Annotated in this window: 15 protein-coding genes; 4 read left to right on the forward strand and 11 right to left on the reverse strand. The window is 42.2% G+C overall.

Annotation, left to right across the window (positions count from 1 at the left end; all coding sequences use genetic code 11):
• Positions 1 to 159: 159 nt before the first annotated feature.
• The 5 genes from IUZ65_RS17080 to IUZ65_RS17100 all read right to left on the reverse strand — a co-directional run bounded on the left by IUZ65_RS17080 (position 160) and on the right by IUZ65_RS17100 (position 7,125).
• Positions 160 to 939: a SapC family protein gene (locus tag IUZ65_RS17080; protein WP_195705247.1), complete on the reverse strand. Its 780-nt coding sequence runs from the start codon at positions 937 to 939 to the stop codon at positions 160 to 162.
• 105 nt (positions 940 to 1,044) lie between these two features.
• Positions 1,045 to 2,448 carry a TolC family outer membrane protein gene (locus IUZ65_RS17085; protein ID WP_229638221.1) on the reverse strand — a complete coding sequence of 468 codons (1,404 nt, stop codon included), beginning with the start codon at positions 2,446 to 2,448 and terminating at the stop codon, positions 1,045 to 1,047.
• A gap of 470 nt (positions 2,449 to 2,918) precedes the next feature.
• Entirely contained in the window at positions 2,919 to 3,725 is an 807-nt protein-coding gene (locus IUZ65_RS17090) for a fumarylacetoacetate hydrolase family protein (protein WP_195705249.1), read from the reverse strand.
• Positions 3,726 to 3,965: 240 nt separating this feature from the next.
• Positions 3,966 to 4,181 (reverse strand): hypothetical protein, encoded by a 216-nt coding sequence (locus IUZ65_RS17095; RefSeq protein WP_195705250.1) that lies wholly within the window; start codon positions 4,179 to 4,181, stop codon positions 3,966 to 3,968.
• Between the two features lie 370 nt (positions 4,182 to 4,551).
• On the reverse strand, positions 4,552 to 7,125 hold the full coding sequence (locus IUZ65_RS17100; RefSeq protein WP_195705251.1) for a glycoside hydrolase family 3 protein: 2,574 nt from the start codon (positions 7,123 to 7,125) through the stop codon (positions 4,552 to 4,554).
• Positions 7,126 to 7,390: 265 nt separating this feature from the next.
• Here IUZ65_RS17100 and IUZ65_RS17105 point away from each other — a divergent pair, with 265 nt between their 5' ends.
• Positions 7,391 to 8,281, forward strand: a complete 891-nt coding sequence (locus tag IUZ65_RS17105) for a helix-turn-helix domain-containing protein (RefSeq protein ID WP_195705252.1) — start codon at positions 7,391 to 7,393, stop codon at positions 8,279 to 8,281.
• Here IUZ65_RS17105 and IUZ65_RS17110 read toward each other — a convergent pair.
• Positions 8,232 to 9,824 (reverse strand): ATP-binding cassette domain-containing protein, encoded by a 1,593-nt coding sequence (locus IUZ65_RS17110; RefSeq protein ID WP_195705253.1) that lies wholly within the window; start codon positions 9,822 to 9,824, stop codon positions 8,232 to 8,234. The genes IUZ65_RS17105 and IUZ65_RS17110 overlap by 50 nt on opposite strands.
• Positions 9,825 to 10,293: 469 nt before the next feature.
• On the opposite strand from IUZ65_RS17110, the gene IUZ65_RS17115 reads away from it, so the two are divergent.
• Complete coding sequence (locus IUZ65_RS17115; protein WP_195705254.1) at positions 10,294 to 10,689, forward strand: VF530 family DNA-binding protein; 396 nt, start codon at positions 10,294 to 10,296, stop codon at positions 10,687 to 10,689.
• 24 nt (positions 10,690 to 10,713) lie between these two features.
• On the opposite strand, the gene IUZ65_RS17120 is transcribed toward IUZ65_RS17115, so the two are convergent.
• Positions 10,714 to 11,181 carry an HAD family hydrolase gene (locus IUZ65_RS17120; RefSeq protein ID WP_195705255.1) on the reverse strand — a complete coding sequence of 156 codons (468 nt, stop codon included), beginning with the start codon at positions 11,179 to 11,181 and terminating at the stop codon, positions 10,714 to 10,716.
• A gap of 32 nt (positions 11,182 to 11,213) precedes the next feature.
• Positions 11,214 to 11,669, reverse strand: coding sequence for a GNAT family N-acetyltransferase (locus IUZ65_RS17125; protein WP_195705256.1), 456 nt, complete (start codon positions 11,667 to 11,669; stop codon positions 11,214 to 11,216).
• Between the two features lie 164 nt (positions 11,670 to 11,833).
• Here IUZ65_RS17125 and IUZ65_RS17130 point away from each other — a divergent pair, with 164 nt between their 5' ends.
• The gene (locus tag IUZ65_RS17130; RefSeq protein WP_195705257.1) at positions 11,834 to 12,232 is read left to right on the forward strand and encodes a YkgJ family cysteine cluster protein; all 399 of its coding nucleotides are present in this window, start codon (positions 11,834 to 11,836) and stop codon (positions 12,230 to 12,232) included.
• A gap of 30 nt (positions 12,233 to 12,262) precedes the next feature.
• On the opposite strand, the gene IUZ65_RS17135 is transcribed toward IUZ65_RS17130, so the two are convergent.
• Genes IUZ65_RS17135 through IUZ65_RS17145 form a run of 3 tightly spaced genes read right to left on the reverse strand, consistent with a single transcriptional unit; the run spans position 12,263 to position 14,860 of the window.
• Entirely contained in the window at positions 12,263 to 12,472 is a 210-nt protein-coding gene (locus IUZ65_RS17135; protein ID WP_195705258.1) for a hypothetical protein, read from the reverse strand.
• A complete protein-coding gene (locus tag IUZ65_RS17140) occupies positions 12,459 to 13,406 on the reverse strand; it encodes a M14 family metallopeptidase (protein ID WP_195705259.1) in 948 nt (315 codons plus the stop codon). Before IUZ65_RS17140 ends, IUZ65_RS17135 begins: the two co-directional genes overlap by 14 nt.
• A gap of 26 nt (positions 13,407 to 13,432) precedes the next feature.
• A complete protein-coding gene (locus IUZ65_RS17145) occupies positions 13,433 to 14,860 on the reverse strand; it encodes a protein adenylyltransferase SelO (protein ID WP_195705260.1) in 1,428 nt (475 codons plus the stop codon).
• A 344-nt stretch (positions 14,861 to 15,204) separates the two neighbouring features.
• Between IUZ65_RS17145 and IUZ65_RS17150 the strand changes: the two genes are divergently transcribed.
• Positions 15,205 to 16,896 (forward strand): NAD-dependent malic enzyme, encoded by a 1,692-nt coding sequence (locus tag IUZ65_RS17150; RefSeq protein WP_195705261.1) that lies wholly within the window; start codon positions 15,205 to 15,207, stop codon positions 16,894 to 16,896.
• Positions 16,897 to 16,944 lie beyond the last annotated feature (48 nt).

Raw genomic sequence — 16,944 nt, forward strand, 5'->3', positions numbered from 1 at the left:
TAACCCTGTATGTGACTTTCTGGCACGTAGAAAGCCCCTTAAAACGTATAATTCCGCCTACCTGCATAAAACAAATTGCACAGCTTTACAGCTGTGCGGTATTTGCTTTAAGCGTAAGTACTCATTGCTTGGCGTAAACTTGATCGAACCAAGCGCGTATTAATGAACTTCCACACTTTCTTCTATCTCTACCGTTGTTGCCTGCTCTGCATCATTCTTTTCTTTTGGCAAACGCTGTAAAACTTTGTTTAGATTTCGCATTGAATGGAGATGGGTATAGATAAGCTCTAACCCGTCGTTCGCCATCAGCGCCATTAACTCATCTTGAGGTAACGCTTTTAGCTTTTCTTTGCTGATCACTTTAAAACCAGTCAAAGTACGCTCTTCGCCGTTCGGTAGGGTAAATTTCGCCCCCATGTCTTCGAATAGTTCAAGCTCATTAAGTTTTTTACAAAAAGCTTGTGTGCGCTGATAGTGCGTTTGGTAATCCTGTAGAAAATCGAGGACTTTACCGAGGTAATGTGTTTGCTCGCCATCGGCATCAAATAGACGTTCACCACGTCCTTCTTGATTGCATCCCGTATACTCTTCGTCTAAACAGAGCGTTAGGGTTTTTCCTGCATCAGTACTTGCAAAAACAAAAGGATAACGGCGAACAAATGCTGGAATATAGCTCGCTGTCCAATCGCCCTTGTCATCGATATATAGGTTTTCGTCTTGACGTACACCCATGATAACAACCGGTAATAAGTCGTCACCTTCCCCTGCAAATACAATCGAATAATCTTCTGCTGCACTTGGAAATTCAACCGCCATTAACGGTACTGAGTTAACTTGTTTAGCGAAACCATAATGACTTTCAGCTTTAATTGACCAATCTAGGTGACGCTGCTTGTTTACTGCTTCTACTTGTCCATAAATTAATAGTTGTGTAGCCACTTCGAACTCCTGATCTCTTTGTTTTAATACGACTATTTTTCTAGTCCCTGAGTACTGTTTTCTTTAAGCTCTGTCTTTTGGAATACAGTTTTTTAAAATCTATTTTTAACGTAATGCTAATGACTCACTTCCTAACGTTTCCTCCATAGCATTTATATCCGTTGACACATCTTCTCCAAGCAGTGCTGAGTTTATCTGCTGCATATCCAACTCGTTAAGCGTACCCACTGCTCTCTTTAAGCGTAGGTTATTTAGTAAATAATCATATCGAGCCGCTGAATATTCGGTACGAGCAATAAACAGGTCTCTTACCGCATCTAGTACCGTGACACTGGAAGTGACACCCGATTCAAATGATTGCTGTTTCACATCAACCGCCAAATCATAGGCTTCAACCGATTTTTTCAACGCATTTACTTTGCTTATCGCACTTGTTACACCGGTGAATGCCGATCGCGTTTCACGATTGGTTTCACGCCATGACAGTTCAAGGTCATCTTTGGACTTGTTGTATAGACTTTCCGTTTCGCGCACCTTGGAAGAAACTGCACCACCGGCATACAGCGGTAACGTCATCTGCACTAAAAAAGTTTGGGTATCCACTTCGCTGCCGCCACCAAATAACGAACCATCTGTTTCACTGTTATTCTGTGTGAATACAAAATCGAAGGTCGGATAGTGACCACCTTGTTGACGTCGAATCTCTTGTCGTGCTGACGCGAGCGCGCCTCTTTTCGCGAGAATCATGGGATTATTCTTCTGAGCATTTTCCAGCCATGCTTCTACCTGATAAGGGTCAGGTTCTGCCATCTCCATTTCATCGCCTAACGTGACCAATGAACGAGGTAATGAACCTGTGATCTCATGGATGCCTTGCAGTGCATCTTGCAGGTTGTTACTGATTTCAATTTCGCGGGCTTGTGCTTGCAGAAAGCGCGCTTCAGAGTCGAGCAAATCCGTGGTTCGAGCTAAACCATTTCGGACCTGCAATTCAACCAATTCAAAATGTTTTTCAAGGGCGGTTACTTCGGCATGAATACCAAGGTAGTTATCTCGCTTTTTAAGAACATTAAAATAGGCATCTGCGACGCGCATTAGCAACTCTTGCTTCACATCTTCTAGCTCAGCAGCAACGCGTTTAACGTCTTCTTTGGCTTGCTTAAAATAAGCCCAATTGCTGTAGCTATATAAAGATTGAGTAAGAGAAAGACTAAGTTCGTCGGTGGGATAAGAGGTGCTGCCTTTGTTGTAAACTGTATTGTCAGAACTGACAATTTCTTGTTTGGTTTCTGTTCGGCTTGCATCAAATTTTATGGTCGGTAGCAAAACTGCCATCGCCTGATCGTAGATTTCAATATCGGCTTGATGTTGATATATCCCCGCACGATACACGGGATCATTTTCCAACGCTTGTTGATAAACCTGCAACAAATTTTCTGCCTGTAGACAAAATGGTGTTAGCCCAAGCATCAGTACACTGTGTTTTATAGTTATGAGTTGTTTTTTCATTACGTCCATGTGTAACCTTGTAATAAACAAATTCTATTTAGGCTTACCTAAAATACGCGTTCGAACCGCGGGTTCTTAGAGCTCGACATCATATCTGTGTAAGGACTTATTCTTATTTACTATAAATAAAATTACCAATAACAATAGTAGAACACATTGTTAACATTCACCTGTAATGAAAACGTCCTTTTGTTCCTTTCTAGCCCTCAAATCGCTATAAACGCCCTTTTTGTCTCAAATTAAAGACAGTTTTCAGTCAACAATTGAGAAATCAAACCTAATTCCTTATTTTTAGTAAAGAATTTAAAATGTAAACAGACATAAAATAGACTGTTAGCTCTAACGTGACTTAAGAAAAAATAAAATATATCAATACCTTATCGTACGGATGAACGACGGCTAAAAAGAACCAAAATGTACCTTTTCCCATTTCAAGCTCTGTCGATTACGAGCTTTCCTTAGCCAAAAACTCAAAACCGAATGTGGTTTTTAACTTCCCCAACGCCCTCTATCGTGACGGAAACGATATCGTTATCAGCAAGTGCTTTGGTTTTACCCGGAGTACCCATAAAAATAAGATCACCAGGCTTCAATGTGAAGTAACTGCTTAAGTAACTGACAACTTTATCAACACTGTGAATCATAGAACCTGTGTTTTCCTGTTGAACAACGTCTCCGTTCAAACGTGTGGTTAAAAGTACATTTTGATAATCAATGCCGCGAGTGATGGCACTGGATACCGGACCAAACCCATCCGCCGCTTTTGCTCTTATCCACTCCAGATCACGACCTTGCCAACTCCGTTCGGTTAAGTCATTTCCGGCTAATACACCGAAGACCACATCTTTGGCCTGACGTTCGGTAATATTTTTAGCCTCTTTACCTATAACAATGACGAGTTCACCCTCGAAATGAACGTTCTTTGCATCTTTCGGAACATAAACATCTTCACCTGACAGCAATAAGGAAGATGGAAGCTTTAGAAATAATGGGGGTGGTTGATTCGATGGTGAAGACATATGACTGGCGAAGTTCATTCCAACCGCAAAAACCTTTTCAGGTTGAGTAGGAATGAGCAATTGAACAGAACGTAATGGAAGCCAACTTTTCGACACAATGAAGTTGTCAAAGAGGTCGCCAACAATAGGGTGGATGTTATCGCCGACTAATTGTCCGTATTGCACCTGTTCTTCGTGCTGGTAGCGAACAAACTTTTCAATTTCAGCTGCAGCACCAAATGGACATATCAACGAAAGAATGACCAAAATCCACTTCATAGGGTTTCCTTTCCTTACCTGTAATTAACGCTATACGCTGTTGGGATAACTTAGGATCAATAATTAGGGGCATAAACAACCATTTTCATTTCATCAATGAATGAGTGGTTTAGTTAGAAAATTGGAAACAAGTAATGAAAAGAATAGGTCCGTATTGTGTTTATGACTGAGTTTCCAACAAAGCGTAGGAAACTCAGTAGATTAGCTTTCTGATTTTATTAACGACACAACAAACAATCACTAAGACCATCTATCGCTAACCCAACCATCAATACTCTGATCGTAGTGATGGCCGGCAAAATCATGGTGCGAAATTAGATTTTCTTCTAAATCTGGTTGTTCAGAGAGCATATGCCCAATATGCCTAACCATAGGATCCGCGCTATTAGATCGCTGATGCCTTTCGGCCGTATCTTTGATCAGCTGAAATCGGTAGGTTTTACTGTTTCTTTTCATGCGCGGTTTCCTTATAGGTTGAGGTAATAATTAACCATAGAATGCGATACATCAGGCGTCAAATCAGATGAAATAACTACTTTTTGATGAATAACTAGTTTATTGAGTTACTTGATAATTAGCATCCACCATATAATACTCACTAAGCTGTTCATTTTTTGAGCGTTTTTAAATCTTGGTCATTAATTCTGAACTTAAAAACGGAGAAATAGTGGATAATTATCCTGAATCTCACATTTTAGACGATAATATTATTTTTCTTTTTTTAGCAGAAACTAAAAAGCGCACTCAAATAGTGCGCTTTTGTACGCCGTCTACTCACTAAACGGACAAGTAACATATCAATCCCCGATCAATATGACCGTTTAGGCTAAATATCCCAACGAATATTGGCAACAACAGCGATCAATTCACCTTCTGTGAATAACATAAACGGGGTATCGATATAACGAAGATCAAGGCCAGCACTGCAAAACTGATGGCAAGGTATCGATACCGTCAGAAAGCCTTCATTTACATTGGGCAATTGGTCAGATATGTCGACGCGCGAAAGTTGTTCCATCTCACCACGGTCCATGAACATTTGTAATGCCAAATAAACCGGCATACTAGATGCCTTCTCGACATTAATATCAAAGCATATTTCCCCGCTGTCATTATCATAACCAGACAGGTCTTCCGCACTTCCATCACTGGTTTGCAGGTAAATAGACGCAAGAGACCGATTAAATTCGACCCGCACCGCATCTTGTTGCTGCTGATAGTTGAACGGAGAAGTACTGATATCCGTTAACTGCATCGCGTTGTTACGAGAAACGTCGATTCCAATTGGATGCAATGAATCTGATATTTTCAGTTGATAGTCACCAACTGTGGCTTTAACACCAAACATATGAGTTGCATGTTCGGCAATCGTTTCTGCCTCGTTAAGTTCAATATCCAATGGCAAGTTATCGAGATATCTCGACTGCAATTCATCGCCATAACAAAGACCATAGCCATAATCAAACAACGGGGCATGTTCACCACTCGGGTCTTGCTCGTATGCGGGCACCCGATAATCTGGAATATGTGCTGGCTTTCTGTGAACACGGGTACTGCGTTTTTTGTTTGGCCAACTAAATGACAATCTACCAACAAAATCAACCTGTTTCTCACCGGCTTCGTTGGCAAGTAAAACATCCGTGATCCCTTTGCCCTCGCTTCCCGGCAAAAACGCGGCGACAAAGGCTTGCGATTTTGATATCTCTTCATTCACGTATAACGGTCTGCCACTAAAAAAGATTGAGATAACTTTTACACCCGCTTGGTGTAACTTTTGGATTATCTCCAAGTCAGCTTTATAGCTTCTTTTTAATGCTGCAAATTCTAGTGTTTGCCATTCTTTTATATCCCCCATCATTTCAGCATAAGGGTCTTCACCAAATACGACGATAGCAACATCACCTTTGGTGAAATTTGAGGTTAACTTAGGGTCAAAAATCACCTTATCTAGACCAAGTTCTCCCTCTAAAGCCATCTTAACGGTAGTGGCTCCTGGGAAGTCCGCAAGCGTATTTTCGTCCCCCTGCCATGTTAAGTTCCACCCGCCCGATTGTTTTTGTAGATCATCCGCCGCACTTCCCGTTAGTAAAACCGTTTGATCTCTTTTTAACGGTAAAATAGCATTGTTATTTTTTAATAGAACCAGTGATTTTCGTACCGCTTCTCGTGCAACTTCTCTGTGTTCTTCTGCCCCGAGTAAGTTTTGATTCCCTGCATAAACCCGTTTGGTTGGCTGTGGTTTGTCCCACAGCCCAGCACGCATTTTCACCCTAAGAATACGAGTAACTGCATCGTCAATTCGAGATAAAGCAATGAGGCCACAGTTGACGTCTTCAACCGTTTTTTGATACACATTCAACCAGTGCTTGTGCACGGGAATCATTAGAATATCGTTACCAGCATTGATCGCATAACTGGCGTCATCATCCGTGCATTTACTTACCTCCGAGTGACCATGCCAATCGGTAACGACCAAACCATCAAATCCCATCTTCTCTTTTAAAACATTGGTAAGCAGATACTTACTGCCATGAATTTTAAGATTGTATGTCCCTTCTATTTCCGGTGCTAGATCGTAGTTGTTAGGGTTGTCCCAGCTATTAAAAGAAGACATCACCACTTGCGCACCCGCATTTAGCCCACTGAAGTAACCCATAGCATGGATATTGCGCAGAAGGTCTTCGCTGTAATTATTGACCCCTCGATCAACGCCGACTAACGTACCACCATCACCCACCCAGTGTTTTACGTTTGAGATAACATGCTTATCGCCTTTTAGGTCTTCCGCTGTACCTTGCAACCCCTCGACCATCTTGGCGGCGTAGTTATAAACGATCTCTGGATCCTCCGAGTACCCTTCATACACTCTACCCCAGCGCAGATCTCTCGGCGTGGCAACCGTAGGGGCAAATGTCCAATCTAAACCTGTGGCGGCAATCTCAATGGCGGTAATGCGCCCAATTTTCTTGACCAATTCAGGAGAGCGCGCGCAACCTAACCCAATGTTATGAGGAAAGACTGTGGCACCAAATACATTATTGTGGCCATGTACTGCATCCGTTGCCCACATGAAGGGAATGCGGAAAGGGCGATCTTCAAACGCGGTTTCTACTGCAAACCAATACTCATCAGATTTGCTCGCCCAATCTAATGCCGTCGCATGTTTGTCATTATTTGGCCATGCACCACCGCCATTTAATATGGAACCAATTTTATAGGTCGTCGCTTCTTCAACGGAAATACCACGGATATCCGGTTGAATCATCTGGCCAACTTTTTCTTCGAGTGTCATTAATGTCACTATTCGTCGGACCTCAGATTCGATCGCCTCATCTTTGGTAATGCTGGATTGAATCTGCGGCCAATCTGAAAAGTACGGGGTAATAAACTCAGATGTCATGGTATTTTCCTAACAATTAACAACAATAAATCATGCCAATCTAGACAATTAACTGATCAACAATATGAACGTAATGGGCGGACTTTAATGGGCGGGTCTTTATCAAACAAAGCCATCGCTAAGCTTTTGAGTCGTCCTCGGAAGAACATTTACATTGGTCACAAACTTATTCAGCTTAGTATTCGTCACTTTTACTCTCTTTATAATATGACCATAACAAGTATTTTTCTGCTAATATGACGACATATTTAAGGAATATTACGACATGAGTTTAATTTACACACTAGACACACACTTAAAATATCCACATCTGAAATTTGCGGTTACTCATGGAAAGCATTGCGATGATTTTCCTACGCACAGCCACGATTTTTCAGAGCTTTTTATTGTCGTGAAAGGAACGGCCACGCATACGGTGGCTGATTATCATTACCCGCTATCCCAAGGGGACGTGTTCGTTATAAATGGTCAGGTGGAACATGGCTTTAGTGATGTAGATGAGTTGATACTAATTAACCTTATGTTTGAATCTCAGTCACCTCTTTTCGAGACATCTGCGCTTAAATTACTACCTGGCTACCAAGCGTTGTTCAACATTGAACCGTTAGCGCGACAAAAAGCCGACTACACAGCCAAACTTAACCTAAGCCTTCATCAGTACGCTGAGGTAGAAAAATTGGTGCTAGCCATTGATGAAGAGTACCGCCAAGCACCAAGCGGGTTCGAGACGATGTTGAATGCCCAGCTTCAACAACTTATCATCATTCTCGCCCGCTTCTATCAAGGTGATGACATACAAATGAATCGCTCTACCATGATATTGAGTAGAGCATTGGTATACCTTGAAGAGCATTATCGTCGCGACGACTTACGGACACTTCAGGTCGCCGCCGCCTCTTTTGTAAGCGTTCGACAGTTAGAACGATTATTTCGCGATTACCTGCAAACATCACCAAATCAATACCTAAAAGATAAACGGTTACAATTTGCGTACGATAACTTATTGGGCTCCCCTGAACTTTCGATCCAACAGATAGCCGACAACGCCGGTTACACTGACAGCAATTATTTTTCTAAGTGTTTTAGGCACAAATTTGGTCAAAACCCTAGAGATTATAGAAAGTCAGCACTTTGTTTATTCCAACAGCGTCAATAAAAAAAGCATCGTGACTCACTAGTATGAAAGCCCCCTTATACTGATTTAGTGCTGTGGCTAAACGTTGCTTTGATTCTATATCTAAGTGGTTATCAGGTTCATCTAATAGCAGTAATGGTCCGTCAGCTATATGGCTTACCAACAACATAGAGAGTTTCATTTTTTCGCCACCACTCAGGTGAGCAACTTTACGGTAGACAGAATCTCGCCTAAAACCTATACCCGCTAAAAGAATACGAGCGATCCCTTCTACTAGGCCATCACTGTGCTTTAACAAGCTTTCTAATACCGAATCTGTCGACGATAACATTCCAAAATTTTGGTCCATGTAAACAGTTTTAGCGTATCGTTTAATTTCACCGTTATAGTGACAATGCTTGTCATGGATCGCTTTCAATAGCATCGACTTTCCGCTGCCATTCGGTCCGTCGAGATGAAGCCTTTCAGTTTGAGATACGGTAAAGGTCATTTCTTTGTCTGAACCGTAATCTAGCATGCAGTTAGTCACCCTAAGCAAGGTGCGTTTTTTTAGCTCTTGAGCTTGTTGCACATATAAGGCCTGTGGTTTGACCGTCTCTTGTTGGATTTCTAAAACAGCGAGCTTACTTTGATTTCGGTCTATCTGATTTCGTTGATTCCTTAGTCCAGCCGATTGACTCTGTTCCGCTTTGTTTTTCATTGCATCCATTAGAATTTTGGGCTGACTGCCTGATTTTCTCAACTGTTTGCCTTTCGATTCTCGCTGCTCTCTTTTCTCTTTGTTTGTCTGTGCTTGTCTCATCAATTTTTTCTGCTCCGATTTGAGACCTTCTATCCGTTTGTTTAGCGCTTGATCTTCAATTCTAGATTGCTGCAGGTAGTCATCGTAATTCCCTGAAAAATGGTCGACTCCGAGGCGAGTCAACTGATAGATACCCTCTACCTGATTGAGTAAAACCCTATCGTGGCTTACTAATAAAATGACGCCATCAAACCCCTGCATATGCTTGATTAACCAATCTCGTCCAATAGCATCGAGATGGTTAGTGGGTTCATCAAGCAATAACACCTCATAATCAGATTGAAAAAGGCGATGCAGTTGCAGTAAGGCCAACTGCCCACCACTCAGGCGACGACAATGTACACTCGGATCCGCAGGGATTCGAAGCGACAGCAAATCGGAAATCACTCTCTCTTCTATCGTCCAATCTTCTGCGACGACATCAAAATCCTTCTGTTCACTGCTCCCTTTTTGAATCGATTTCAAGGCTGAAAGCTGTTTCGAAACGCCCATGAACTCGGCAATAGTGCGTTGGCTATCAATCAAATCAGATGGCAGTTGAGAATAATGGCCAACCTTCCCTTTAGTGATAACACTTCCCTTCGTGGGTATACGTTGCCCACTTAATAGAGAGACCAATATTGATTTCCCGACACCATTGCGTCCGACTAAACCAGCGATTTTTTCATTAAAATTAAGGTTGAGATCGTTGAACAGCCACTCCCCCGTATCGAGCTGGAAAGACAATTGGTGTGTCGTAATGGCAGACTTATTTGCAGGCATAAAAACCTCCGTTTACTGAATATGTAAAGGGGGTAGCCGATCTACATCTGTAGATTGGCAAGACGCGAGCTTGGCTCTTTCTCACAACGGCAATAGACAAGTCTATAGCTGAAGAAGCGTGTTTGCAGTAGTGCAAGAATAGAGATGACGAAAAGCAACGCCCACTAACCCCGAGTGTCCAAATAAATAATGGTAAATTGGATGTCAGGTATTAGTTGTTCATTATGGCGTTGGCTCCAATAGAAGTGATGAAGTGATTATACCGACCAATAAATCACCATTTCAACTAGAATTTTCAACCTGATCTAACACTCTTGCCATCACCTGTAGTAACGACGAGATTATTAGTCGCAAATTAAAGTTGTATAGTCGGCCAAACCTATTCAAACTATGCAATCAGTAATACCGGTCACATTGTGTACGTGATCAAAATGAAATTAATTCCGTAAACCGCATTAAAGGCAGAAAAATGTTAGAAGAACAGCAAAATAACCCACTACATGGCCTCAAACTAGAAGAGATGGTTAAAGAACTAGTTGATTTTTATGGATGGGACATATTAGATACGGCGATGCGGTTTAACTGTTTTCATACCAACCCATCCGTCGCGAGCAGTGTCAAATACCTGCGAAAATCGGAATGGGCGAGGGAGAAGCTAGAAGCATTCTACCTAAATCGATTTAAAAGAATGCCACGACCAACGGAAGAAGAAAGAGAAATACCGCCTCGTATGCGCACCTATGCGGCTGATATAAAACCAAGAGAACCAATGAAACTCACTGTCGAATCTATATTGGACTCTCAAGCTAAAGCGGCGTCGTCGTACAAAGCCAAAAAATCAGCCGGGAAAAATATGCGTCGGTAGACCCAATTAAATACGACCAAACTGTCAACACAACTCACTTAGTTTGCAAATCTGAGTTATCGAAGCCTCACATTGATGAGGCTTCGCTTCTTTATTGAACCATATAACGTTTATGCCCAACTGTTGAGCTGGAAGAATATCTTTCTCAAAAGTGTCCCCCACCATCGTGACTTGTTCAGCGGGCAGATTTAATTGATTCAGTACCGCTAAGAAGAATTCAGGTGATCCTTTTCCTATGCCTAAATTTGCTTTGCAAAAATAACCAGTAATAAATTCCGCCAATCCGACCCGCTCAAAGGCGAGTCGAATATCTTTTTCAGATGAATCGGCGGCATTAGTCGCAACATATATACGATGCCGTTGTGAAAGGCGCTTCAATGTTTCTGGTGCACCCTCAACCGCTTGTACATGTGGCCAATCGCACATCTTCCCAGTGGTGTGCGGATAATCAATCATAAGGGTGTCACCCCAATCAAACAGATACGTTTTCATCTTCATTTCCTATCAAAATTCTAGATTTTTATTTAAAGATCGATAGACATAAATGTGCTATTGGGGTCGGACAGATAATTAGAAAAAGGTTCACAAGGTGTAAAACCATACTTTTGATATAGCTTTCGTGCTGGTTTAAAAAATGCCATGGAGCCGGTCTCTAAACTCAACGACACATAGCCTCTCTTTTTCGCCACAACCAATATATGCTCAAGTAACGTGGAGGCAACGCCAGTGTTACGCGCATGAGAATGAGTGCGCATGGACTTGAGCTCTGCATTGGCCGTTGAAAGCTCTTTAATGGCAACGCAACCGAGTAATTGCCCGCCTTCTCTAGCGCTAAAAAACGTAATGGAAGGTGCCTTTAAAGCCGTTACATCTAGGGCATGTACGCTCTCTGCTGGCGATGTCGCAAGCATATCTTGCATATGATCTTGTAAAAGTTGGAGAACGTCACCGCTTTCCAAGTTATCTATTTTGATGTCCATATCAATAAAACCCTATTGTAAAATCCATGTCATGATTGAACCACAATAATTACATATCTAGCGTCAAAAACCATCGCTATTTGTTTGTTACCAAAACAATTCACGTTCAAAAAACACCATCAGTGGTACACTACGGAGGTGTACATCCTGTTAAATAGCGAACGATGAAAGAGTGTAATTCATGTGGTAAATGTTGTATCAAATACGGAGATGGCGATATTTGGGCGACAAAAGATGAGATTGACCTATGGGAAATATTTAACCCCAACATTTTCGAATACGTTAAGAACGACGAAATTTGGTTCGATTCTGAATCTGGTATGAGGCTTAAGCGATGCCCTTTTCTTGACATTGTACCCAATATAAACGCGCTCGCGCCAAAAAAGTATACATGCAGTATTTACCTAGACAGACCTGAAGATTGCCGTCATTACCCTAGCCTTATTTCTGAAATGATTAGGGATGAATGCGAAATGATTGAAGTTGTAGACTTGGAGAAACAGAAACAAGCACAAATAAAACTCGATTTATTGATGCAAGATAGTCGTCCCCCAAGCTACTAATAGAATGATACTAGCGTGGTCATCTCTTTGTTATTGATATTCAATTTCTTTTTCAATGTAATCAGAATCGCTAAACCACTGCACTTTGCCAACGTAAAGACCTTCGCTTAGTTTTGCGTCTATTTGTGCAGCAATTCGAGCGGTCATTTTAAGCCAACCGTCAACGTTATCTAACCCATCAAGCAACTCACCTACAATGGCTTGTGCCTCAGAGTCTAGTTGCAGGTTAATATAGTTCATTCTTACTCACCCAATCCGACACATAATCCAAACCACCAGAAATCGCCGCAACTTGGGCCTTATTGCAATCGTCGTTTGTCACCTTATCACTGTCAGGATACACCTCGGTTGTCGTGGTAAACATGCCATTGGTCATACCGCCACACAAACCAAGCTGTTTCATTGGGTAGTTAATCACGCCATTTTGAGTGATAGGTGACCCAATGATATTTCCCTCATTATCCGCGTCGGCTATATGAGTGACAAGCCTCACTGATTCGATAACGGCGCGTTGAAAACCTGATTGCGGATTCTCAGTATCCCCTACCGTGTAGAATCCATCTGGAATATTACACGGGATAAACTCAACGCCATCCCTTGCGGCTAAAGCCCTACGGAATTCCGTTTCGTCACTGTCCGTCGTCTCATGAAGATCAAAATGCACGACGATCGAGTCCCTGTATTTTTCGACAAGTTTTAGAAGTTGCGCTGATTCTGGCGCGGGGGTCTCTGGATAAAACGAGCGATTAGGGTCGATAGCCAAGGCGTTCCAGCGATTAATGACTTCATAACCCCACGGGCTAACGCATGGTACCGCAAGAATGTTAAAATTATCCTGATAGCGGTGCGCTTCCGTTTCCAAAAATAATAATGCCCCCTGTACACCGCTGGTTTCATAGCCATGAACACCACCCGTAATCAATACAGTTGGTTTACTTGGATCCCAATTAAGGCTTTTTAAAACATAAAGTGGGAACGTTTTTTCACCATTTTTCAATAAGCCATATTGCAATAAACCATATTGATCGACCAGAAAGCGGTCGGCTAAAGCAACAATTTTGGTGACCACTTCATCTTGGTAACTTCTCTTTGTACTGGTTTGCTTAAGCCACTCTGCTTTTTCTGACTCGCCCCATTTTTGGCCTTTGTTACCAATGGGATAAAATTCGTTCATTATTGTCATCTCTACATATACTGGCACTAAGTACCGCAAAAGGTTTGGTAGCTAACATCACGATCTATCGGAAGGTCATTATAATCATGGGTTTCGGTAATTTCTTGATAAGGAGACAACAAAACATTCAAATATTTGAGTGCAGATAGATTGTTTCCACTCGCTTTGCATTCTTCTAATACTCGTTCTACATGATGATTACGCGGAATAACAACCGGATTGCTTTGTTTCATAAGCTCCAATGAGGCTACTCTATCCCCTTGCTTTATTTTCGACAACCATTTTTCTACCCATTCGCTATCAATCGAAGATACGGAAAGATCATCCTGATTCAGCACTTGAGTCAGATCGATAAATGATTGAGTGTAATCCAATTTATTATCGAGCAATAGAGTGAGAAGGTCATCAATAAATTCATTGTTAGAGACCTCTAACAAACCCAGCTTATTGTGCATCATCTGGTAATAGGCCGCTTGGTATCTATCCGTAATATTGAGTATTCGACTTTCAAGTGATTTAATAATATCGTCTTTTTCACCGCTGATTAGCGGAATCAAACACTCAGCAAGTCGCGCCATATTCCACTGCATAATTGATGGCTGATTACCGAAACAGTAGCGACCATTCGTATCAATCGAGCTAAACACCGTTTCTGGGTGATAAATACCCAACATGGCACAAGGACCATAATCAATGGTTTCCCCCGAAATAGTCACATTATCTGTATTCATTACTCCGTGAATAAAACCCACTCGCATCCAATGCACAATGGTTTCTATCTGCTTGTCGATAACGGCATCTAAGAAAACAAGTGCGCGATGCTCGTCCGTTAGGTTGATATCTGGAAAATGTCTTTCAATGGCGTAATCGAGTAGTTTTGCTAGAGAATCTGTCTCGCCTTGAGCTGCGAAGTATTGAAATGTACCAACTCTGATGTGACTTTGCGCCACACGAGTAACAACGGCACCAGGCTCCGATAGCCCTCGATAAAGATCTTCGCCCGTCATAACAACCGCCAGTGTACGGGTTGTCGGAACCCCTAATGCGTACATCGCCTCGCTCATTATATATTCTCGGATAGCGGGTTTAATCGCGCATCGCCCATCCCCTCGACGCGAATATTTCGTCTGACCGGAACCCTTCAACTGTATATCCAGTCGACGATTGTCCGCCATAAGTACTTCACCCAATAGATGTGCACGTCCATCACCAAGCTGCGGACTGAATCCACCAAACTGATGGCCGGCATACGCTAATGCAATAGGGACGGAACCTTCTAATAACTGATTGCCTGAAAACAACCGCGCCGCATTAGATTCCACATAGTCTGGCAAAGTAAGCTGCTTAGCTAACGGAGTGTTCCACAAAAAAAGTACGGGGTGTATAACCGGAATAGGCTCAATTTGTTGATAAAACGGCGTGCCTAGCTGTTGATAGGTATTTTCTAATTTCACAATCATCGTTTCCGTAAATGAGAATCATTATATGTCTATACTGAAGCATATTAGCGGCTACTTTACAATCAAAGCAGTCGGCATCAACAACTGTCGCTTAAGTATAGCCAACTGACTCAATGTGACTGACACCTCTAGAATGGAGTATTCAAAGCGCATCCCGAGCAAACAACAAGATGTGGAACTATAATCTATGCAGTTTTTGCCATTAATAAGTAATAAATGCGTTTTGACCATTTAAATCATAGATAATCGATTACCTTTTATCCGCATATGTAATAAAATGCGTTCGTTTTGTAACAATTGTTACTTCCATCAATAAAGTCTGCCAATAAGAGTTATAAATGAATAACAAAAGCCAACGCCCACTCTATATTCCCTATGCAGGTCGAGCCCTACTAGAAGCACCTTTACTCAACAAAGGGAACGCGTTTAACAAAGAAGAACGCGCACTATTCAATCTAGATGGTCTGCTTCCTGAGGCGATCGAGTCGATTGAAGAGCAAGTAGAGCGCGCCTACCTACAATATCAAAGCTTCGAATCAGATATGGACAAACATATCTATTTACGCAACATTCAAGACACAAACGAAACTCTTTTTTACCGCTTGGTTGAAAATCACATCACTGAGATGATGCCGATCATCTACACCCCAACAGTGGGTGCTGCATGCGAAAATTTCTCTAATATTTATCGCCGTGCTCGCGGATTGATTATCTCTTATCCAAACCGGGAACATATTGAAGATATGCTCAATAACGCTTCTCGTAACAAAGTTAAAGTGATTGTTGTTACCGATGGCGAACGTATTCTCGGGTTAGGTGATCAGGGTATTGGCGGCATGGGTATTCCCATTGGTAAGCTTGCACTTTATACCGCGTGTGGTGGTATTAGCCCTGCTTATTGTTTACCTGTTGTGCTTGATGTCGGTACGAATAATCCACAACGACTTTCTGACCCAATGTATATGGGTTGGCGACATCCTCGTGTTAGCAAGCAAGATTATAACGCCTTTGTAGACGAGTTTATTCAAGCTGTAAAAAGTCGTTGGCCAGAAGCATTAATACAGTTTGAAGATTTTGCTCAGAAAAATGCCATGCCTTTGCTTGAGCGTTACAAAGATGAAGTCTGTTGCTTTAATGATGATATTCAAGGTACCGCCGCGGTATCTGTTGGTTCGCTATTGGCAGCATGCAAAGCGGCAAAATCTAAAATAAGTGAACAACGTATTGCGTTTTTAGGCGCGGGTTCTGCGGGGTGTGGTATCGCCGAAGCGATTATCGCTCAAATGGTATCCGAAGGGGTGAGCGACGAGCAAGCTCGTTCACAAGTATTTATGGTTGACCGTTGGGGTATATTAACCGACGACATGCCTAACCTCTTAGACTTCCAGAAAAAACTGGTCCAAAAACGCGCGGTTCTTAATGAATGGGATACGGAAGGCAATGATGTATCGCTCTTCGAAGTAATGAAGAATGGGAAACCAACGGTGCTTATCGGTGTATCCGGTGCGCCAGGCTTGTTTAGCGAAGACATCATTACAGAGATGCATAAACACTGTAAACGCCCTATTGTGTTCCCGCTGTCTAATCCAACAAGTCGTGTTGAAGCTCTACCCGAAGATATCTTACGTTGGACAAATGGCGAGGCACTCGTAGCGACGGGTAGCCCATTTGATCCTGTTGTTATTGGTGACAAAACCTACCCAATTGCGCAGTGCAATAATAGCTATATATTCCCAGGTATCGGTTTGGGTGTATTGGCAGCAAGAGCTCGCCGCGTAACCGACGAGATGTTAATGGAGTCTAGTCGTGCGTTAGCGGAATGTTCACCGCTGGCCATTAATGGTAAAGGCGCACTCTTACCGCCATTGGAAGAAATCCGCGATGTGTCGATTAAAATCGCATTTGCGGTTGCGAAAAAAGCAATGGAGCAAGGCGTCGCGTCGCAACGTACCGACGAAAGAATCATGCAGAAGATCAAGGAGAACTTCTGGACACCAGATTATCGTCCTTATAAACGTACTTCGTTCTAATATTGACGTGGTTTAACGCTTAAAGGCTGCTCATTGAGCAGCCTTTTT

Origin of the sequence: Vibrio sp. VB16, assembly GCF_015594925.2 — a bacterium.
Taxonomy (GTDB): Bacteria; Pseudomonadota; Gammaproteobacteria; order Enterobacterales; family Vibrionaceae; genus Vibrio.